Source organism: Nocardioides sp. URHA0020, from assembly GCF_000620705.1.
GTDB lineage: Bacteria > Actinomycetota > Actinomycetes > Propionibacteriales > Nocardioidaceae > Nocardioides.
Window position 1 is genome coordinate 689966 of the sequence record NZ_KK211166.1, and the last position, 19281, is coordinate 709246.

At 72.3% G+C, this 19281-nt stretch carries 19 protein-coding genes; 4 read left to right on the forward strand and 15 right to left on the reverse strand.

What is annotated here, in order from left to right:
• The first annotated feature begins 107 nt into the window (after positions 1 to 107).
• Positions 108 to 737 (forward strand): hypothetical protein, encoded by a 630-nt coding sequence (locus tag N542_RS0107835; protein ID WP_155992889.1) that lies wholly within the window; start codon positions 108 to 110, stop codon positions 735 to 737.
• On the opposite strand, the gene wecB is transcribed toward N542_RS0107835, so the two are convergent.
• Entirely contained in the window at positions 734 to 1816 is a 1083-nt protein-coding gene (gene wecB / locus N542_RS0107840) for a non-hydrolyzing UDP-N-acetylglucosamine 2-epimerase (RefSeq protein ID WP_028643459.1), read from the reverse strand. The genes N542_RS0107835 and wecB overlap by 4 nt on opposite strands.
• Positions 1817 to 1905: 89 nt before the next feature.
• Here wecB and N542_RS0107845 point away from each other — a divergent pair, with 89 nt between their 5' ends.
• Positions 1906 to 3153 carry a nucleotide sugar dehydrogenase gene (locus tag N542_RS0107845; protein ID WP_269319765.1) on the forward strand — a complete coding sequence of 416 codons (1248 nt, stop codon included), beginning with the start codon at positions 1906 to 1908 and terminating at the stop codon, positions 3151 to 3153.
• A 6-nt stretch (positions 3154 to 3159) separates the two neighbouring features.
• On the opposite strand, the gene N542_RS0107850 is transcribed toward N542_RS0107845, so the two are convergent.
• From N542_RS0107850 to dacB, 13 genes are all read right to left on the reverse strand, one after another.
• Positions 3160 to 4242, reverse strand: coding sequence for a GNAT family N-acetyltransferase (locus N542_RS0107850; RefSeq protein ID WP_197025889.1), 1083 nt, complete (start codon positions 4240 to 4242; stop codon positions 3160 to 3162).
• Between the two features lie 69 nt (positions 4243 to 4311).
• Entirely contained in the window at positions 4312 to 4923 is a 612-nt protein-coding gene (locus N542_RS0107855; protein ID WP_028643462.1) for a hypothetical protein, read from the reverse strand.
• Between the two features lie 9 nt (positions 4924 to 4932).
• Positions 4933 to 5439, reverse strand: a complete 507-nt coding sequence (locus tag N542_RS0107860) for a DUF3180 domain-containing protein (RefSeq protein ID WP_231482556.1) — start codon at positions 5437 to 5439, stop codon at positions 4933 to 4935.
• 7 nt (positions 5440 to 5446) lie between these two features.
• A complete protein-coding gene (gene folK / locus N542_RS0107865; RefSeq protein WP_028643464.1) occupies positions 5447 to 6016 on the reverse strand; it encodes a 2-amino-4-hydroxy-6-hydroxymethyldihydropteridine diphosphokinase in 570 nt (189 codons plus the stop codon).
• Complete coding sequence (gene folB / locus N542_RS0107870) at positions 6009 to 6377, reverse strand: dihydroneopterin aldolase (protein ID WP_028643465.1); 369 nt, start codon at positions 6375 to 6377, stop codon at positions 6009 to 6011. The genes folK and folB overlap by 8 nt, the downstream gene beginning before the upstream one ends.
• Entirely contained in the window at positions 6370 to 7218 is an 849-nt protein-coding gene (gene folP, locus N542_RS0107875) for a dihydropteroate synthase (RefSeq protein ID WP_028643466.1), read from the reverse strand. Before folP ends, folB begins: the two co-directional genes overlap by 8 nt.
• 425 nt (positions 7219 to 7643) lie before the next feature.
• Positions 7644 to 8264: a GTP cyclohydrolase I FolE gene (gene folE / locus N542_RS0107880; protein ID WP_028643467.1), complete on the reverse strand. Its 621-nt coding sequence runs from the start codon at positions 8262 to 8264 to the stop codon at positions 7644 to 7646.
• Complete coding sequence (gene ftsH, locus N542_RS23865) at positions 8264 to 10336, reverse strand: ATP-dependent zinc metalloprotease FtsH (protein ID WP_036506668.1); 2073 nt, start codon at positions 10334 to 10336, stop codon at positions 8264 to 8266. The genes folE and ftsH overlap by 1 nt, the downstream gene beginning before the upstream one ends.
• A 130-nt stretch (positions 10337 to 10466) precedes the next feature.
• Positions 10467 to 11018 carry a hypoxanthine phosphoribosyltransferase gene (hpt, locus tag N542_RS0107890; protein ID WP_028643468.1) on the reverse strand — a complete coding sequence of 184 codons (552 nt, stop codon included), beginning with the start codon at positions 11016 to 11018 and terminating at the stop codon, positions 10467 to 10469.
• 48 nt (positions 11019 to 11066) lie between these two features.
• The gene (locus N542_RS0107895; protein WP_028643469.1) at positions 11067 to 11867 is read right to left on the reverse strand and encodes a carboxypeptidase-like regulatory domain-containing protein; all 801 of its coding nucleotides are present in this window, start codon (positions 11865 to 11867) and stop codon (positions 11067 to 11069) included.
• Between the two features lie 44 nt (positions 11868 to 11911).
• Positions 11912 to 12889 (reverse strand): tRNA lysidine(34) synthetase TilS, encoded by a 978-nt coding sequence (gene tilS, locus N542_RS0107900; protein WP_028643470.1) that lies wholly within the window; start codon positions 12887 to 12889, stop codon positions 11912 to 11914.
• A gap of 7 nt (positions 12890 to 12896) precedes the next feature.
• Positions 12897 to 13934, reverse strand: coding sequence for a zinc-dependent metalloprotease (locus tag N542_RS0107905; RefSeq protein ID WP_028643471.1), 1038 nt, complete (start codon positions 13932 to 13934; stop codon positions 12897 to 12899).
• A gap of 29 nt (positions 13935 to 13963) precedes the next feature.
• Positions 13964 to 15382, reverse strand: a complete 1419-nt coding sequence (gene dacB, locus N542_RS23870) for a D-alanyl-D-alanine carboxypeptidase/D-alanyl-D-alanine endopeptidase (RefSeq protein WP_051551487.1) — start codon at positions 15380 to 15382, stop codon at positions 13964 to 13966.
• Between the two features lie 124 nt (positions 15383 to 15506).
• Between dacB and N542_RS0107915 the strand changes: the two genes are divergently transcribed.
• A complete protein-coding gene (locus tag N542_RS0107915) occupies positions 15507 to 16007 on the forward strand; it encodes an inorganic diphosphatase (protein WP_028643472.1) in 501 nt (166 codons plus the stop codon).
• Positions 16008 to 16209: 202 nt separating this feature from the next.
• Positions 16210 to 17172: a hypothetical protein gene (locus N542_RS23875; protein ID WP_051551488.1), complete on the forward strand. Its 963-nt coding sequence runs from the start codon at positions 16210 to 16212 to the stop codon at positions 17170 to 17172.
• Between the two features lie 126 nt (positions 17173 to 17298).
• Here the strand turns inward: N542_RS23875 and N542_RS0107925 are convergent, their stop codons facing one another.
• Positions 17299 to 19275: an acyl-CoA dehydrogenase family protein gene (locus tag N542_RS0107925; protein ID WP_028643473.1), complete on the reverse strand. Its 1977-nt coding sequence runs from the start codon at positions 19273 to 19275 to the stop codon at positions 17299 to 17301.
• Positions 19276 to 19281: the final 6 nt, after the last annotated feature.

A 19281-nucleotide genomic window follows, 5' to 3' on the forward strand; every position in this document is an offset into this window, starting at 1 on the left:
GTCCTCCAGTGATCTACGATGACCCGGGCCGTTTCCACCGGGCCGCGCGCAGTTTAACGACGACCCGGCGCCACCCCCAGGGGCGACGCCCCCCGAGGTGATGATCCGTGGCGACGCCGTACCGAGTGATCGTGGTGACCGAGGACCCGGCGCCGGTGCTGGAGCGGCTGGGTGACGTGGCCCCCGACGTCGTGGTCGTCCCCGACCTCACCGACGCCGGCCCGCTCGGGGATGCGCTGGTCCTGCTGCCCGGGGCGAGCGGCCCGGACCTGCTGGTCCGTGCCGCAGATGCGCTCGCCGCCGCGCCCGAGGCCGTGCTGGCCCTGGACCTCGCGAGCCGGCCGGACGCCGCCGCGGTCACCGGAGCCGGGCTGGGCGTCGTCGAGACCCGGTGGGTCGGTGGCGTCCCGGTGCTGGTCGTCGCGGCGGGTGGTCCGGCGCTCGACCCGCGCACCGTCGAGCTGATCGGCGGTGTCACGCCGCCACCCGAGCGGGCCGACGCCGACGACGAGGTCGAGCTGCTGCGGTCGGAGCTGGCACGCGCCGCGGCGACCACCGCGGAGCTGCGGCAGGCCCTCCTCGCCGCCGAGCAGGAGCGTGACGGGGCGCGCGCCGACCAGCAGCGCGCGAGCGACGAGCTCGAAGCCGTCCGGTCCAGCCCCGTCTTCCGGGTGTCGAGGCTCGTCTCGCCCGTCCGGCGGCGGCTGGGACGCCTCGGCCGACGGGCCCCGGACTAGCCGGCGAGCTCGGCGGCGACGATCCGGGCGATCCGCTCGCCCGCGGACCCGTCCCACAGCGGCGGCACCGGCCAGGTCGTGCCGCGCTCGGTGGCGAGCGACGCGGCGACCGCGCCGCCGACCGACGCGGGCGTCACCAGCATGTTGGTGCCGTCGGTGATCGTGACCGGGCGCTCGGTGTTGGGGCGCAGCGTGAAGCACGGCACGCCGAGGACGGTGGTCTCCTCCTGGATGCCGCCGGAGTCGGTGACGACCAGCGCGGATCCGGCCACGAGGCCGAGGAACTCCAGGTAGCCCAGCGGGTCGGTGGCGTGGACGTTCGGGTGCTCGAAGAGCCCCGACTCCTCCAGCCGGGCGCGACCGCGCGGGTGCACGGGCAGCACGAGCGGCACCTGGTCGGCGACGCCCCGGACGGCGGCGACGAGCTCGGCCAGGACGCCGGGCTCGTCGACGTTGCCGGGGCGGTGCAGCGTGACGACGCCGTACGCGCCGTCGAGGCCGAACTCCTGCACCACGCGGGACCCGTCGAAGCGGTGCCGGTGGGCCAGCAGGGTGTCGATCATCGGGTTGCCGACGAAGTGGATGCGGTCGGGGTCGACGCCCTCGCGGGCCAGGTGCGCGACCGCGTCGACGCTGGTCGCGAAGAGCAGGTCGGAGAGCCGGTCGGTGACGACCCGGTTGATCTCCTCGGGCATCGTCCAGTCGAAGCTGCGCAGGCCGGCCTCGACGTGCGCGAAGCGCACCCCGAGCTTGGCCGCGACCAGGGCGGCGGCGACGGTCGAGTTCACGTCGCCGTAGACCATGACCAGGGCCGGACGCTCCTGCTCGAAGGTCTCCTCGAGCGCGGTCATCATCTTGGCCGTCTGCACCGCATGGGAGCCCGAGCCGATGCCGAGGTTGATGTCGGGGTAGGGCAGCTCGAGGTCGCGGAAGAAGACCGCCGACATGTTGTCGTCGTAGTGCTGACCGGTGTGCACGATCTTCTGGGCCAGGCCGTGCCGGGCGAGGGCCTTGACGACCGGGGCCGCCTTCGGGAAGTTCGGACGGGCGCCGGTGACGTGCAGGACCAGGTCGGACATCTGCTCTCTCAGGGTGTGATGTGGGACGTGCGGCCGGTCCGTGAGACGGTTAGCCGTCGGAATGGCAAGACGGAAGGGCAATTTCAGTGGTGACACTAGTCGTCGGGCTCGGTTATGTCGGACTTCCCCTCGCGCAGGTGGCTGTCCGGCGTGGGCACACGGTCGTTGGCTTCGACACCTCCAAGCGAGTGGTGGACAACCTCAACGCCGGGATCTCACACGTGGATGACATCTCCGACGAGGAGGTCGCCACGATGACCGCCGCCGGTTTCGTCGCCACCTCGGACGCGACCGCGATCGCCCAGGCGACGACCGTGGTCATCTGCGTCCCGACGCCGCTGAGCTCGGCCGGTGGACCGGACCTGTCGATGGTCGAGTCCGCCACGCGCACCATCGCGGCCAACCTGAGCCCCGGCACCCTGGTCATCCTGGAGTCGACGACGTACCCCGGCACCACCGAGGAGGTCGTCCGGCCGATCCTCGAGGAGGGCTCCGGCCTCGTGGCCGGCACCGACTTCTGCCTGGCCTTCTCCCCCGAGCGCGTCGACCCGGGCAACGAGACCTACACGATCGAGAACACCCCCAAGGTCGTCGGCGGGCTCACCCCGGCCTGCTCGAAGAAGGCCGAGACCTTCTACTCGGGCCTCACCGAGACCGTCGTGGTGGCCAAGGGCACCCGCGAGGCCGAGATGGCCAAGCTGCTCGAGAACACCTACCGCCACGTCAACATCGCGCTGGTCAACGAGATGGTGCAGTTCTCCCACGAGCTCGGCATCGACTTCTGGGACGTCATCAACCTCGCCGCCACCAAGCCCTTCGGCTTCCAGGCCTTCTACCCCGGCCCCGGCGTCGGCGGTCACTGCATCCCGATCGACCCGAACTACCTCTCGCACCGCGTGCAGGAGCAGCTCGGCTACCCGTTCCGCTTCGTGGAGCTGGCGCAGGAGATCAACACCGGGATGCCCGGCTACGTCGTACGCCGGATCCAGGACCTGCTCAACCAGAGCTCCCAGGCCGTGAACGGCGCCAAGATCCTGCTTCTCGGCATCACCTACAAGGCCGACATCTCCGACCAGCGCGAGACCCCGGCCGAGCCCCTGGCCGAGCGGCTCCTCGAGCTGGGCGCCGAGGTCAGCTACTTCGACCCGCACGTCGAGTCGTGGGCCGTCGAGGGGGTGCGCAAGGAGACCGACGCGCTGGCCGCAGCGGCCGCCGCGGACGTCACGGTGCTCGTGCAGCGCCACAAGGCGCTCGACCTCGAGGGCGTCACCCGCTCCGCCCGGCGCCTGCTCGACCTGCGTGGCGTCGTCGAGGGCGACAACGTCCACCGCCTCTGACCCGGCTCAGGGCACCGGCACGTCGCGGTGCCAGGACTCGGTGACGTACTTCGTCGCCCAGCCCATCGAGGTGTAGAGGCCGGCGGCCCCGGTCGGGGAGTCGGCGTCGACCTCGAGCCCGACGCGGTCGCGCCCCCGCGCGGCGGCGTCCGCGATGATGGTGCGCAGCAGTCCCTTGGCGACCCCGCGGCCGCGCGCGGCCTCCAGGACCCCCAGGTAGGACACGTACGAGCCGTCCGGAGCGGTGCCGGACTCCGAGACGGTGCCGACCAGGGCGCCGACCGGCTGGGGCACCTCTCCGTCGACCAGCTCGGCCAGCCACCAGTGGTCCCAGCGGTGGCCGGGGTCCTCCCGGAGCCGGAAGAGGAACTCCTCGAAGGTCTCCTCGCTGGAGTTGAAGTGGTCGACGAAGGCGCTCTCCAGCACCTCGTGGACCCCGCGCAGGTCGTCGCGGTCGGGCAGGCCGTCACCGGTGCGGCGGACCAGGCGTACGACGACGCCGTCCTGCTCCCAGTGCTCCGGTGAGGGGACCAGACCCGCCTCGGCCGGCTGGACCGGCCTGCTCATCTGCCACCAGGTCCGGACCCGCTCGAACCCGGCCGCGGTCAGCCACCGGGCCTGCCGCTCGTCGTCGGGGAAGGCGCCGGTGTCGATCTGCTGGATGTCCAGGCCCCGGGCCGCGCCGACCGTGCGCGCCTGCGCCTGGGCCCACTCGAGCAGCAGGTCCGAGCAGCGGTCGGCGACGTCGTCGGGCAGCTCCCGCTCCACCACGTGCACGAAGAGCATCCGGCCGACCGACCGGTCGTGCACGCTGCCCCAGGCCCGGATCTCGCCGGCCTCGTCGCGGACGACCACGTTCTCCCGCATCTTCAGGCCGCGCTCCGAGACCTCGACGAGCACGTCGTCGACGCCGGCGCCGGCCCATCCGCGGCCGTGCCGCTCATGGGCCCGGAGCAGTCGGGTCAGGCGAGCCACGTCGAAGCGGTCGGCGGGGTCAGGGGTGCCGACCGTCCACCCCTCCGGCAGACCGGAGACGCCCCCCAGGGCTGCGTCAGGATTGCTCTCGAACCGGTTCTCGTCGGGGATCACAGTCGTCCATTGTGCCCGCAGCCGGGCAGCACGAACCCGGCGTACGGGCTCGCGGACGTGACCTTCGGCTCAGGCGTGGCGGCGCTGGGCGGCCTGAGCCGCGCGCCAGGCCTGCGTGACCGTGACGAGCTCGGCCCGCGCGACGTCGAGCTCCGCCTCGAGCTCGGTGACAAGTCCGACGGCCTCGGCCGCCAGCTCCTCACCCTCGGCGAGCCGCTGCCCGAGGCGCTCCTCGAGGTCTCGGCCGTGGCGCTCGGCCGCGTCGGCCCGCCGAGCCTCGGCGTTGAGCTTGCGGGTCGCGTCGGCGGCCCGCTGCTGGGCGGCGGTGAGCGCACCCTCGAGCTCGGCGACCGCGACCTCGTGGCGCGACAGCTTGTCGTGCATGGCGGCGACGAACGTGGCGTTCTCCGCGGCCCGCTCGTCGGCGAGGCGCCGGTAGGCCTGCGCCTGCTCCGCACGGTCGCGCGCGGCGTCGTGGCGGGCGGTGACCAGCTCGGTGTGGGTGATCTTGGTGGAGGCGGCGCCGAGGAGCACGCCGAGGGCGGCGGCCAGGGTGACCAGGAGCCACGAGCCGCTCACGATGGCGCCCAGGACCGCGACGGCGGCGAGCGCGAGCAGGGCGACAGCGACGGTCAGCCGGGTGCTGCGCTGACGGCGCCGGGTGGAGCGCGGGGAAGCCATAGGGGCAGGCTAGAGGTGATCGGGGTCCGATCGGATGCGACACGCGCGCTCGAGGAGCAGCGCTGTGACGACGATCGCGACGCCGGCGAGACCCGCCGCGGCCGAGCGCCACACCCGCTGGTCGGCCAGCTCGGTGTCGATGCCGAGCCAGCTGACGGCGTACCCGAGGTAGCCGCCGGCCACCAGCGCACCCACCAGGGCGCACGCGCGGGCGAGCACGAGGCGGTTGACGGCGCGGTGCGGGTCGAGGCGCCGGTGGTGCACGTGGACCTCGCGCCAGGTGAGGTACGCCGTCGCTCCCAGGATCGCCGCCACCAGCAGCAGCGCCAGCGGCTGCGCCCAGGTGACGATCGGGGCGGTGTCGCGCACCCGCTCGGCGATCGGCCGCAGCAGCCAGCCGCCGACCAGTCCCGCGATCGCCCACGCGGCGATCGCCCCGGCTGACGTCGGCCGCAGCTGCCCGGGGTGGGCCCGGTCCGGCTCGTCGTCCTCGGGGCCGGGCGGCCCGTCGATCACCGCAGGATCACTGGAACTCGAGGACCAGGTCGTCCCGCACCGCGATGCCGCTCTGGTCGGCCTGCTCGAGCAGGTCCGCGACCGGGCCACGGTCCGGCACCTCGGCCGTCGGGTCCACGTCGAGCCACGGGCGCAGCACGAAGGCACGCTCGTGCGCCCGCGGGTGCGGGAGTCGCAGCGACTCCTCGTCGCTGCGGCGGTCGCCCACCACGATCAGGTCGACGTCGAGGGTGCGCGGGGCGTTGTGCACCTCGCTGCGCTCACGCTCGAAGGCGTCCTCGATGGCCAGCGCACGGTCCATCAGCCGGGTCGCCGCCAGCGTCGTGTCGATCAGGACCACCGCGTTGAGGTACTTCTTCGCCTCCGTCGGGGAGTCGACCGGCTCGGTCTCGTAGACCGGCGACACTCCGGTCACCCACACGTCGGGCGTGTCCGCGATGGCGTTGACCGCGCCCTGGAGGCTGGCCATCCGCTCCCCGAGGTTGGACCCGAGGGCCAGCACGGCCCGTCGGATCGGTCGCATCTCACCGGTCAGGGTGTCGGTGTCGACGATGTGGGGGTTCGGGGTCTCAGTCACGGGCGGCCCTTCGGGTGATCGTCAGCGCCACGTCCGAGAACGTGGCGTCGATGGGTGCGTCCGGCTTGTGGACCGTCACCCTCGCCCATTCAACACGGTCGTCCAAGAGGCAGACGCCCGCGATCCGCTGGGCCAGGGTCTCGATCAGGTCGACCGGATCCGTCTCCACGGCGGCTTTCACCGAGGCCACGAGACTCCCGTAGTCGACGGTGTCACGCAAGTCGTCGCTGGTCGCCGCGGGGGCGGTGTCGATGCCTAGGACGAGGTCGATCACGAAGATCTGGCCCTCGCGCCGCTCGAACTCGAAGACTCCGTGGTGGCCGTAGCACTCGATGCCAAGCACGGCGAGCTCGTCAGTCATGGGCGGCCTCCTCCTGGTCGATCCGCTCGAGCACCCGGAGGGCGTCCTTGGCGGCGCGTACGTCGTGCACCCGCAGGCCCCACACACCCTGCTGCGCGAGCAGCACGGTGAGCGCGGTGTTGGCGTGCTCGCGATCCCCGACCGGACGCGGTGTCCCGCCGGAGGCGAGGAGCGTACCGAGGAACGACTTGCGGCTCGCACCCACCAGGAGCGGGTGCCCGAGGTCCTGCAGCGGGGCGAGGTCGCGGACCAGCTGCCAGTTGTGCTCCGGGCGCTTGGCGAAGCCGAGGCCGGGGTCGAGCACGATCCGGTCCGGAGCGATGCCGGCCGCGAGCATCGCGTCGACCCGGGCCGCCAGCTCGTCGCGGACCGCCGCGACCACGCCGCCCGGCCCGTCGTACACCGCGAAGTCACGCATGTGGTCGGCGTGCGCACGCCAGTGCATGGCGACGTACGTCGCCCCGGCGGCCGCGACCGTCGCGAGCATCTGCGGGTCGGCGAGCCCGCCGGAGACGTCGTTGACGATCGTGGCCCCGGCCGCGAGCGCCGCGGCGGCGACCTCGGCGCGCATCGTGTCGACCGAGACGGTGGCGCCCTCGGCCGCCAGCGCCGTGATGACGGGGACCACCCGGTCGAGCTCCTCGGTCACCACGGGCCGGGTGGCGCCCGGACGGGTCGACTCACCGCCGATGTCGATGATGTCGGCGCCCTCGGCGAGCAGGTCGCGCCCGTGCGCGATGGCGGTGTCCGGGCTGAACCAGCGGCCACCGTCGGAGAAGGAGTCGGGGGTGACGTTGACGACGCCCATCAGCACCGGGGTCGACACGCTGCCCGTCGTCATGCCCCCGAGGCTAGTGGTCCGGGCCGAGGACCGGTCCGGCCGCCCCTGGGCGCGGGCCGCGCCGGCCACCTCGACGGCGGGTCGGTGGAGCGGGGTCGGTGGAGCGGGTCGGTGGAGCCGGGTTGGTGAAGCCGGGTTGGTGAAGCCGGGTCGACGGGCCCCGGCCGCGTCGTACGCCCCACTGGTCGGGCACTCCCGGCACTTCTCGGGCGTTGCAACGGCTGAGAAGTGCGGGGATCCCCGGTGCACCGGTGATTCCCGGGACGGACGGGACAGCGGCGACCACCGCCAGCCGCCGGTGATCAGGCCGCGTCGTACGCCCCACTGGTCAGGCACTCCCTGCACTTCTCGGGCGTTGCAACGGCTGAGAAGTGCGGGGATCCCCGGTGCACCGGTGATTCCCGGGACGGACGGGACAGCCGCGACTACCGCCGGCCGCTGTTGATCAGCGCGAAGGCCTCGGCGCGGGTGGTGGCGCTGGAGAGCATCGCGCCGCGCACGGCCGAGGTGATCGTGCGGGCACCGGCCTTCTTGACCCCGCGCATCGTCATGCACAGGTGCTCGGCCTCGATCACGACGATCACGCCGCGGGCGTCGAGGATGCGCATCAGGGCGTCGGCGACCTGGGTCGTCAGCCGCTCCTGGACCTGCGGTCGCTTCGCGTAGACGTCGACGAGCCGCGCGAGCTTGGAGATGCCGGTGATCTTGCCGGACTCGGCCGGGATGTAGCCGACGTGAGCGACGCCGGTGAACGGCACCAGGTGGTGCTCGCACATCGACCACAGCTCGATGTCACGCACCAGCACCATCTCGCTGTGCCCGATGTCGAACGTCGTGGTGAGGACGTCCTCGGGGACCATCCGGATGCCGGCCGTGACCTCGGCGTACGCCCGCGCGACGCGCGCCGGCGTCTCGAGCAGGCCCTCGCGGTCGGGGTCCTCGCCGATGGCGAACAGCAGCTCGCGTACGGCGGCCTCGGCCCGCGCCTGGTCGAAGGCGGGGATGTCCTCGGGTGCCCGGTCGTCCGGACGGATCGAGTCGGCCATCAGCGAGGCGGCAACGTCGGGCCCGACCCGGAGACACCGGGATCGCCGTGGACGTCGCCACCGGAGCCCGGAGGCGTGAGGATCACGCCGGCGCCCTCGTCGTCGTCCGACTTCGGCGCGTCGCCGTTCGAGGCGGCGAACGCGGCCGCGTTGGCCGTGGTCCGGTCCTTGATCCACTGCGGGATCTCGACCGGCGGGATCGCGGACGGCACGCGCCGGTCCGAGCCCGTCCAGGCCGGACGCTCCGGGCGTCGGCGCAGCGGCTCGAAGATCCGGGCGACCTGCTCCTTGTCGAGGGTCTCCTTGTCGAAGAGCTCGAGCACCAGGGTGTCCAGCACGTCGCGGTTCTCCTCGAGGATCTCGAAGGCCTCCTGGTGGGCGACCGCGAGGAACTTCTTCGTCTCCTCGTCGATCTTGGCCGCCACGTCCTCGGAGTAGTTGCGCTGGTGGCCCATGTCGCGACCCAGGAACGGCTCGGAGGTGGAGTCGCCGAGCTTGATCGCGCCGAGCGACTCCGTCATGCCGTACTGCGTCACCATCGCGCGGGCCAGGCCGGTGGCCTTCTCGATGTCGTTGCCGGCGCCGGTGGTCGGGTCGTGGAAGACCATCTCCTCCGCCGCGCGGCCGCCGAGCATGTAGGCCAGCGTGTCCAGCATCTGCGAGCGGGTCTGGGAGTACTTGTCCTCGTCCGGCAGCACCATCGTGTAGCCGAGGGCGCGACCGCGCGGCAGGATCGTGATCTTGTGCACCGGGTCGGTGCCGGGCAGCGCCGCCGCGACGAGCGCGTGGCCGCCCTCGTGGTAGGCCGTGATCAGCTTCTCCTTCTCGCTCATCAGGCGAGTACGGCGCTGCGGGCCGGCGATCACGCGGTCGATGGCCTCGTCGAGGCTGAGGTTGGTGATCAGCTTCTGGTTGGCCCGCGCGGTCAGCAGGGCGGCCTCGTTGAGCACGTTGGCGAGGTCGGCGCCGGTGAAGCCCGGCGTACGACGCGCCACCGACAGCAGGTCGATGTCGGACGACATCGGCTTGCCACGCGAGTGGACCTTGAGGATCTGGTGGCGACCGGACAGGTCGGGTGCGTCGACGGCGATCTGGCGGTCGAAGCGACCGGGGCGCAGCAGCGCCGGGTCGAGGACGTCGGGCCGGTTGGTCGCAGCGATCAGGATGACGCCGCCACGGACGTCGAAGCCGTCCATCTCGACGAGGAGCTGGTTGAGGGTCTGCTCGCGCTCGTCGTGTCCGCCGCCCATGCCGGCGCCGCGGTGGCGACCGACAGCGTCGATCTCGTCGATGAAGACGATCGCGGGGGCGTTCTCCTTCGCCTGCTCGAAGAGGTCACGGACGCGGGAGGCACCCACGCCGACGAACATCTCGACGAAGTCGGAGCCGGAGATCGAGTAGAAGGGGACGCCCGCCTCGCCGGCGACGGCGCGCGCGAGCAGGGTCTTGCCGGTGCCGGGAGGCCCGTAGAGCAGCACGCCCTTGGGGATCTTGGCGCCGACGGCCTGGAACTTGGCGGGCTCCTGGAGGAACTCCTTGATCTCGCCGAGCTCCTCGATGGCCTCCTCGCAGCCGGCGACGTCGGTGAACGTCGTCTTCGGCATGTCCTTGGAGATCAGCTTGGCCTTGGACTTGGCGAACTGCATGACGCCCCGACCACCGCCGCCCTGCACCTGGTTCATGAGGAAGAGGAAGAGGAAGATGATGAGCGCGAAGGGCAGCAGCGTCGCGAGGATGGAGCCCAGCAGGCTCGGCTTCGGGACGTCGACGGTGAACTTCTCGGTCTGGCCGGCGTCGACCTGCTTCTGCACCTCGGCCTGGATGGACTCCTGGGTGCCGTCCAGCCAGTACGCCGTGACCTTGTCGCCGTTGTCGAGCGTCGCCTTGATCTGCTGCTCGCCGCCGTCGACGAAGGTGATCTCCTTGACCTCGCCGCCGGAGATGTACTTCTCCATCTTGGACGACTCGATCTCGTTGTAGCCGCCGCTGGGCGCCAGGAACTGGAGCGCGACGAGCACGCCGACCACCGCGAGGACGATCCACAGCCATGGACCCTTGAATATGCGCTTCACAGACTTCTCTCGGACGAGCTCATATGAACAGCCGACGGTACAGGCACGTCCCTCGACCCTCCCAGTGTCTCAGGCTGCACCAGCGCCGTGTCCCGCGCCCGCGCCTGCGCGGTCCCGACCCGTGGGCCGGTCACGAGTAGACGTGCGGGGCCAGGGTGCCGATGTCGCGCAGGTTGCGGTAGCGCTCGCGGTAGTCGAGGCCGTAGCCGACCACGAACTCGTTGGGGATGTCCCAGCCGACGTACTTGACGTCGACCTGCATCGTCAGGGCCTCGGGCTTGCGCAGCAGCGTGCAGATCTCCACGCTGGCGGGGTCGCGCGAGGCGAGGTTGGCGGTCAGCCACGACAGCGTCAGGCCGGTGTCGATGATCTCGTCGACGATGACCACGTGGCGCCCGGAGATGTCGGTGTCGAGGTCCTTGAGGATGCGGACGACGCCGCTGGACTTCGTCCCCGAGCCGTACGACGAGACCGCCATCCAGTCCATCTCGAGGTGACGGGTGAAGCTGCGGGCGAGGTCGGCCATCACCATCACCGCGCCGCGGAGGATGCCGACGATCAGCAGCTCCTTGCCGGCGTAGTCGGCCTCGATCTCGGCGGCGAGCTCGCGCAGCCGCCCCTGGATCTGCTCCTCGGTGAAGAGAACGTTGACCAAGTCGTCCGGCACGTCGGATGCGTCCATGGACGAGAGCCTAGGAGATCGACCGCGCCGCGTCTGCGCCCGGGCGGATCACCGACCGTTGCGCGTGACCTTGAACGTGACCACGACGGGCTTGCTGGACGCGGCCACGGCGCTGTTGCCGGCGAAGGTCACCGCGACCTCGTGGCGGCCGAGCGCCTGGCGGGGCAGGGTCACCGTCAACCGGCCCTGGTGGCTGGCCTTGAGGGTCGCGAGGCGGACCCGCTGGCGGTCGACCCGGACCCGGACGGACCCGGTGATCGCCCGTACGTCGGCGCTGCTGAGCCGCAGCTTGAGCCGCGGGGACTGGCCGGTCTTGACGCGGGCGTCGACGACCTGGACGGTCAGCTTCGCGGGGACTCGGTTGACCAGCGTGATCGCCGTCGGACCGAGCCGGACGATCGAGCCCTTGCCGACCTTGACCGGCTTCGTCCACAGCGTGCGGTAGCGCTCCTTCTTCGGGGTGCCGGAGGGGCTGGTGATCTTCACCTTGTAGGTGCCGGGAGCCAGGTCGTAGAGGCGGAACCAGCCGTGCTCCGGCCCACCCTGGGGGTGCTCGTAGGTCTGCCAGTTGGCGACCGGGTCGGCGTCCGGGTCCTCGCGCAGGTCGCGGACGTCGTACGCCTCCACGTCGACGCCGTCGAGCAGCCGGCCGGCGCGGTCGACGACCGTGCCCTGGATCCAGCCCGTGCCGGGCTCCGGCTTGGTGGGGACCAGGCGGAGGCTCGAGGTCGGCTCGGCGTCCGCGGAGGCGGCAGGCGAGGTGTGCGCGGCCGCGCCCGGTACGCCGTGGGCGACGATGCCCACGGCGAGGAGCAGGACGAGGCTGGCGACGACGCGACGGTGTGGCATGACCGGACTATCGGCAGCCGGCCGCCGTAGCGGAGGGAAACCGGCTAGCCGACGCGGGCGACCAGCAGCCGGCCGTCGACCCGGGAGCACCGCACCGGACCCGGCAGGTCGACCCAGCGCTGCCCGTGCCAGTCGGTGAGCAGCGCGTCCATGGCGAGGACGTGCTCGTGGAAGAGCTCGGACGCGGGGGCGCCGGCAGCGAGAGCGGCCAGCCGGAGCACCCGTCTGCGGATGGCGTCCGGTCGCTCCAGGAGCGCGGCGACCGGCAGGGTGCCGTCATCGGCGCGCAGGTCGCCGTACGCCGTGCCCGCGAGGTCGTCGAGCAGGTCCATGTCGCTGCGCAGCTGGTCGGCCGTGCGCGCCAGGGTGGCCGCAACGCCGGGACCGAGCTGCTCCTCGAGCATCGGCAGCACCTTGGCCCGCACCCGCACCCGGGTGTACGCCGGGTCCGCGTTGTGGGGGTCGTCCCAGGTCTCGTGCCCCTCGACTAGGCAGGCGGTGACGGTGTCGGAGCGCGCCACGTCGAGCAGCGGCCGGACGAACCGGTCGTACGCCCGGCGCATCCCCGCCAGCGAGCGCCCTCCCGAGCCCCGGGCCAGCCCGAGCAGGACGGTCTCGGCCTGGTCGTCGCGGGTGTGGCCGAGCAGCACGGCGGCGGCATCGAAGCGCTCGCCGACCTCCTCGAGCACGGCGTACCTCGCCTGCCGGGCGGCCGCCTCCGGTCCCAGCCCGGCGCCCTCCACGTGCACGCGGGCGCTCAGCGTCTCGTCGGCCCCCATCGCCGCCATCCGGGCGACCAGGGCCGCGGCGTGGTCGGCCGACCCGTCCTGCAGCCCGTGGTCGATGGTGGCACCGACCACGTGCCACCCGGCCCGTCGGGACTCGAAGACGGTGGCCGCGAGCAGCGCGGTCGAGTCGGGGCCGCCGGAGCAGGCGACGACGACGGTGCGGCCGGGCTCGACGTGCGCCAGCGCCCGGCGTACGCCGAGCCGGACCGCGGCGACGGCCGGGTGGAGACTCACGCCGGCCTCAGAGGACCCGGGAGATCCAGGCGCTCGGGTCGGCGATCTCGGCCTTGCTCGGCAGGTTGTCGGGGCGCTCCCACACGGCGTTGAACTCGGCCATGCCGGCCTTGTCCACCACGGCGCGCACGAAGATCGCGCCGTCGCGGTACTGCGCCATCTTGGCGTCGAGCCCGAGCACCCGGCGCAGGGTCCGATCGAGGACGCCCACCCCCTTGCGGCGCTGGGTGAAGCGCTTGCGGATGTCGTCGACGGTCGGGATGACGCTCGGCCCGACACCGTCCATGACGACGTCGGCGTGGCCCTCGAGCAGCGACATGACGCCGGTGATGCGGTCGACGATCTCCTTCTGCTCCGGCGTGCTGACCGCGTCGAGGAGGTTGCCGCCCTCGGGGCCGCCGCGCAGGGCCTTGGTGAGCCGGCCCAGGCCGTCGTCGAGGAGGCGGGTGGGCTCGATGCTGTCGGCGATGCCGTGCATCTCGCCGAGCAGGTGCTCGGTCAGCCACGGCGTCGCCGTGAACTGCACCCGGTGGGTCTCCTCGTGCAGGCATACCCACAGCCGGAAGTCCTGGGGGTCGACCTCGAGCTCGCGCTCGACGTGGACGATGTTGGGCGCGACCAGCAGCAGCCGCCCCGAGGGGGCGAAGAACGGGTCGAACTGGCCGAGGACCTTGCCCGCCAGGAAGCCGAGCAGGCCACCGACCTCGGCGCCGGCGACGCGGGAGCCGACGGCGTGGGTGAGCCGCGAGGGCTCCTTGCCGCCGGAGAGCTTGTCGACGATCGGGGCGAGGACGGTCGCGAACCCGTCGGCGTTGGCCTGCACCCAGCCGGCCCGGTCGACGACCACGATCGGCGCCGTGTCGGACGCCGCCTCGAGCCCGGTGAAGTCCCGGACGAGGCCGGTGGAGCGGTTGGCGTCGGCCCGGAGCTCGGTCACCACGGCCGCGGCTTCCTCCCAGGTCACGGCCGGCCCGTCACCGGCCAGTCGGGAGCCGATCGAGACCGCGAGGTCCCAGTCGACCATGCCGGCGCGGGAGTTCGTCATGCGCCGACGGTACCCGTGCCCGCCAACGCTCAAGCCGCGCACCGGCAGGCGGCGAGGGCGGACGCGACGGCGTCCAGCGCCGCTCGCGCATCGAGGGTGTCGGCCAGCGCGATGTGGTCGGCCATGACCGCGAAGACCATCGGGGTGCCGGTCCGGTCGGTCACGGTGCCGGCCAGGCCGCTGACGCCGGTCAGGGTGCCGGTCTTGGCGCGCACGCTGCCCCGACCCGCCCGGTCGACCGTCTCGGTGAAGCGCTCCGACAGCGACCCGTTGAAGCCGGCGACCGGCAGCCCGGTCAGCACCGGGCGCAGGTCGGGGTGCTCCTCGGAGCCGACCACGTGGAGCAGCGCGGTCAGCAGCGTGGGGTCGAGCCGGTTGTCGCGGGAGAGCCCGCTGCCGTCGTACGTCGTCGCGCCGCTGGTCGGCACCCCGAGGCCGGTGACGACCTTGAGGACCGCCCCGGCGCCGCCGGCGAACGTGGCGGGCACCCCCGTCGTGACCGCCACCTGCCGGGCGAGCACCTCGGCCGCCTCGTTGTCGCTGACCAGCAGCGTGTGCTCGACCAGCTGCGACAGGGGCGGGCTGGTCACGCGGGCGACCTCGGTGGCGGCCGGATCGGCGGGGCGGGGCGTCGGTGCCCCGACGACCCTCACGCCGGCCCGGGTGAGCGCGTCGGCGAAGGCGTTCGCGGCCGCAAGAGCGGGGTCCGCGACGCGCTCGTCGCGGTCGCCGTCGACCGGGCGGCCCTCGTCGACCCACAAGGACTGGATGGGGGCGACCACCGCGTCGGGGATGTAGGACTCGGGCCAGTGCGGGCTGACGTCGGGACCGGTGAAGAGGGTGGCGTCGTACCCGAGACGGACCCGGGAGGTGCCGCCGGCCAGCAGCTCGGTGGCGGTCGCCCGGGCGAGCGTGACGACGTCGGCCGGCCGCGGGTAGGCGTCGCGGGCGGGTCGGGTCGCGGAGAGCAGGGGGTCGCCGCCGCCGACGAGGACGATCCGGCGCGGCCCGGTCGTGACGACCGTGGTGGCGAACGTGTGGTCCGGGCCCATCGTCTCGAGCGCGGCCGTGCTGGTGAGCAGCTTGAGCGTGGAGGCCGGGACGACCTCGCCGCCGCCCCGGGTGAAGACCGGCGTGCCGTCCAGCCCGGCCACCGCGGCGAGCACGTGCGGGCCGAGGTCCGGGTCGGCGAGCAGCGGGGCGAGCGCGCGCCGTACCTTCACGGGGTCGGCGGTCCCGGCTGCCGCGGCGGCGACCGGTGCGGGCGCGGTCAGCGGCGGGAGCTCGAGGCCCGCCGGCGGCGCGACCTGCTCGGGGTCCGTGTCGGGGTCGGGCTGGTCGCGGTCGAGCCAGTACGTCGTGCCGGCGCCGGCGAGCAGCGCCAGGACGAGCACCACCGGGAGCCAGAACGCCAGGCGCGAGCCGTGGCGTGCGTCACGTCGACCCACGTCCTGCTCCTTCCCGACTCCACGTTTGGCGTCATTGTGCGCGAGACTGGTCGAGGCCCGCCGCGCGGGCCACCCCGACACTTTGATGGTGGCCTGACGATGGCCTGAGATCGCGGAGGATGACGTGCTCGAGTTCGACGTGCTGGTGGAGATCCCCAAGGGTGAGCGCAACAAGTACGAGGTCGACCACGAGTCCGGCCGGCTCCGCTTGGACCGCACCCTCTTCACCTCGACCGCCTACCCGGCCGACTACGGCTTCATCGAGGACACCCTCGGCCAGGACGGCGACCCGCTCGACGCGCTGGTGATCCTCCAGCAGCCGACCTTCCCCGGCTGCCTGATCCGCTGCCGCGCGATCGGCATGTTCCGGATGACCGACGAGGCCGGCGGCGACGACAAGGTCCTCTGCGTCCCCGCCCAGGACCCGCGCCTGGAGCACCTGCGCGACATCTCCCACGTCTCGAAGTTCGACCGCCTCGAGATCCAGCACTTCTTCGAGGTCTACAAGGACCTCGAGCCCGGCAAGTCCGTCGAGGGTGCGGAGTGGGTGGGTCGCACCGAGGCCGAGGCCGAGGTGCACGCCTCCTTCGAGCGGGCCAAGACCGAGGGCTACACCGCCCACTGAGCTCGTGGGCGTCGCTGCTGTCGCTGCTGCTGCCCCTTGCGTCCCGGGAATCCCCGGTTCACCGGTGATTGCCGCACTTCTGGGCCGTTGCAACGCCTGAGAAGTGCGGGAAGCGCCCGAGAAGTGCGGGAAGCCGGGCCGGTTGTCCACAGGCGTCCGATCCCCGGGTGTCGGCCGTCGAGGTCAGGGCAGACGTGGTGGCATGACGCTGCCACCGCCTCGCCCGCCCGACGATCCCCGCAACACGCCGGTACTCCTGCGCAGGACGCTGCTCGGCCAGGGACACGATGACCGGTCCATCGCACGCCTGATGGCCGATGGCGTGCTGGTCCGGGTCCGGCGCGGCGCCTACGCGAGCAAGCCGGCGTACGACGTCCTCGATGCGGCTGGTCGCCATGGCCTCCGGGCCAGGGCGGTCGTCCAGCAGGCGAGCACGCGGGTCGTGCTGTCGCACGTCTCCGGGCTTCCTGAGTACGACGCGCCGACCTGGGGACTCGACCTCTCCGACGTCCACGTGACCAGGCCCGACGGCCGGGCCGGCCGTCACGAGGCAGGCGTCCACCAGCACTGCGGCACGATCATCGACGGCGACGTCGTCGTGCGCAACGGCCTCGAGGTGATGAGCCCGACCCGGCTCGTGCTCGAGGTCACGACGGTCGGCACCCTAGAGTCGAGCCTCGTCGTCGCCAACCACTTCCTCCACTGCGGGGCGACGACCCGGCAGGCGTTGAGCACGCGAGCCGCACTGATGGACAAGTGGCCGCACACGCTCCGCACCGGTCTCGTGCTGCGGCTGGCCGACGATCGCATCGAGTCCGTCGGTGAGACCCGGAGCTTCGTGCTGCTCTTCAACCACGGCCTTCCGCTTCCCGTGCCGCAGTACCCGATCCTCGACCGCGACGGCCGTGCGATCGCCCGGGTCGACTTCGCCTGGCCGGAGCTCGGCGTCTTCCTGGAGTTCGACGGCAAGGTGAAGTACGAGAAGCTGCTGCGCCCCGGTCAGCGGGCCTCCGACGTCGTACTGGCCGAGAAGGAGCGGGAGAGGCTGATCTGCCGGACGACGGGATGGCGCTGCATCCGCATCACCTGGGCCGATCTCGGACGCCCAGCGGCGACCGCCGCCATGATCCGCGACGAGCTCTTCCCGACCTTGGCCGTCGCCTGACGGCTCACTTCTCAGGCTCTTCCTGCACTTCTCGGGTGTTGCAACGCCTGAGATGTGCGGCAATCACCGGTGAACCGGTGATCGCCGCAGGGCCCAGCGCACGACAAGACCGCAGCCACCCCACGCTCAGACCAGGTCGGGCGACCGCAGCATCTCGACCGGCACACCCCAGGCGTCGACCAGGTCGACGGCGAGCGGGCGGATCTTGCGGCACAGGGCGTTGACCTCGCGGCTGATCGACTTGGAGCGCTGGACGGTGAGCCGGCCGTGCTCCATGAACCACGCGCGGTCCGCCTCGATGGTGGACAGCGCGAAGAGGTCGCACAGGAGCGCGAGCGCCACCCGGTTGCCCTCGGGCGCGTCGGCGGGCAGGTCGCGCAGCCGGTCGACGAACGCCTCCAGCACGAGCCGCTCGACGTGCGCGTTGGCCGCGCCGATGACGTGGTCCTGGACCTCCGAGAAGACGACGCCGGGGTTGCGGCCCTGGTCGACGCCGCGCTTGAGCCGGCGCGCGACGCCGGACAGCATGTGCTCCTCGCGGAAGCGCAGCATGGCCAGCTGGTACTCCGAGTCGAGCAGCCCCGCCTCCTGGTCCCACTCGTCGCCGCCGGGCAGCAGGTCCTTGACCCGCTCGAGCAGCTTGTGGGCCGATGTCCTCTCGATGACGGTCCCCACGGCGAGGTTGGTGACGAAGCGGACCATCCCGAGCTGGTCCATGTCCTCGAACTCGCTGGCGTAGTCGGTCAGCAGCCCCTTGGCCACGAGCTGGAGCAGCACGTGGTTGTCGCCCTCGAAGGTCGTGAAGACGTCGGTGTCGGCCTTGAGCGCGGCGAACCGGTTGACCGCGAGGTAGCCGGCACCACCGCAGGCCTCGCGGCACTCCTGGATCGTGCGGGTCGCGTGCCACGTCCCGAGCGCCTTGGTGCCGGCCGCGCGGCCCTCGAGCTCGCGCCGGGTCGCCTCCAGGGCCGCGTCGGGGGTGCTGGAGAAGACGTCGTGCAGCTGGGTGCGTACGACGTCCTGCGCGAAGTGCAGCGCGTAGGTCCGGGCGATCAGCGGCAGCAGCCGCCGCTGGTGCATCCCGTAGTCGAGCAGCACCTGCTCCTCGGTGTCCGACGCGGCCTCGAACTGACGACGGCGTACGGCGTACCTGGTCGCGATCGTCAGCGCCACCTTGCTGGCGTTGATGCCCGCACCCCCGACGCAGACCCGGCCCTGCACCAGCGTGCCGAGCATCGTGAAGAACCGCCGGTTCGGGTTCTCGATGGAGCTCTCGTAGACCCCCGCCGGCGACACGTCAGCGAAGCGGTTGAGCAGGGCCTCGCGCGGCACCCGCACGCCGTCGAACCACAGCCGCCCGTTGTCGACGCCGTTCAGGCCCATCTTGAGGCCGTCGTCCTCGACCCGCACGCCGTCGAGGACCGCGCCGCCCTCCCGGATCGGGACGACGAACGCGTGCACGCCCTCGGACCGCCCGCCGACCTCGAGCTGGGCGAAGACGACCGCGACCTCGGCGTGCTTCGCGGCGTTGCCGATGTAGTCCTTGCGCGCCGCGTCGCCGTGGGTCGTGATCACGAACTCCCGGGTGGCGACGTCGTACGTCGCCACCGTGCCGAGGGCCTGCACGTTGGAGCCGTGGCCGGTCTCGGTCATCGCGAAGCAGCCCATCAGCCTCCCGGTCACCAGGTCCTGGAGGTACGCGTCGTGGTGGCGCTTCGTGCCGAGCTGGAGGATCGCACCGCCGAACAGCCCGAACTGCACCCCGACCTTGACCAGCACCGACAGGTCGCCGAAGGCCAGCGTCTCGAAGGCCGCGATCGAGGCACCGATGTCCCCGCCGCCGCCGTACTCCTCCGGGAAGCCCATGCCGGTCTGCCCGGTCGCGGCCATCTCGACGACGACGTCGCGGACCCGCTCGCGGAAGGCGTCGACGTCCAGGTCCTCGGCGTCGTCGAGCACGGAGGCGTACGTCGCGAGGTTGGTCCGGACCAGCTGCCGGACCTCGGCGTACCGGCCGTCGAGCAGGGCGGTCAGCGCAGGTACGTCGACCTCGGGCTCCGCGTAGCCGGGCGCGCTGGCAGGGGCGGCGGTGTCGGTGGACATGCCCGA

Coding starts and splice junctions, on each gene's coding strand:
- wecB (WP_028643459.1), bottom strand. CDS start 1,816: ATGTCCGACCTGGTCCTGCACGTCACCGGCGCCCGTCCGAACTTCCCG.
- N542_RS0107855 (WP_028643462.1), bottom strand. CDS start 4,923: ATGGCTTCCCCGCGCTCCACCCGGCGCCGTCAGCGCAGCACCCGGCTG.
- folB (WP_028643465.1), bottom strand. CDS start 6,377: ATGACTGACGAGCTCGCCGTGCTTGGCATCGAGTGCTACGGCCACCAC.
- folP (WP_028643466.1), bottom strand. CDS start 7,218: ATGACGACGGGCAGCGTGTCGACCCCGGTGCTGATGGGCGTCGTCAAC.
- folE (WP_028643467.1), bottom strand. CDS start 8,264: ATGGCCGACTCGATCCGTCCGGACGACCGGGCACCCGAGGACATCCCC.
- hpt (WP_028643468.1), bottom strand. CDS start 11,018: ATGGACGCATCCGACGTGCCGGACGACTTGGTCAACGTTCTCTTCACC.
- N542_RS0107895 (WP_028643469.1), bottom strand. CDS start 11,867: ATGCCACACCGTCGCGTCGTCGCCAGCCTCGTCCTGCTCCTCGCCGTG.
- N542_RS0107905 (WP_028643471.1), bottom strand. CDS start 13,934: ATGACGAACTCCCGCGCCGGCATGGTCGACTGGGACCTCGCGGTCTCG.
- N542_RS23875 (WP_051551488.1), top strand. CDS start 16,210: ATGACGCTGCCACCGCCTCGCCCGCCCGACGATCCCCGCAACACGCCG.
- N542_RS0107925 (WP_028643473.1), bottom strand. CDS start 19,275: ATGTCCACCGACACCGCCGCCCCTGCCAGCGCGCCCGGCTACGCGGAG.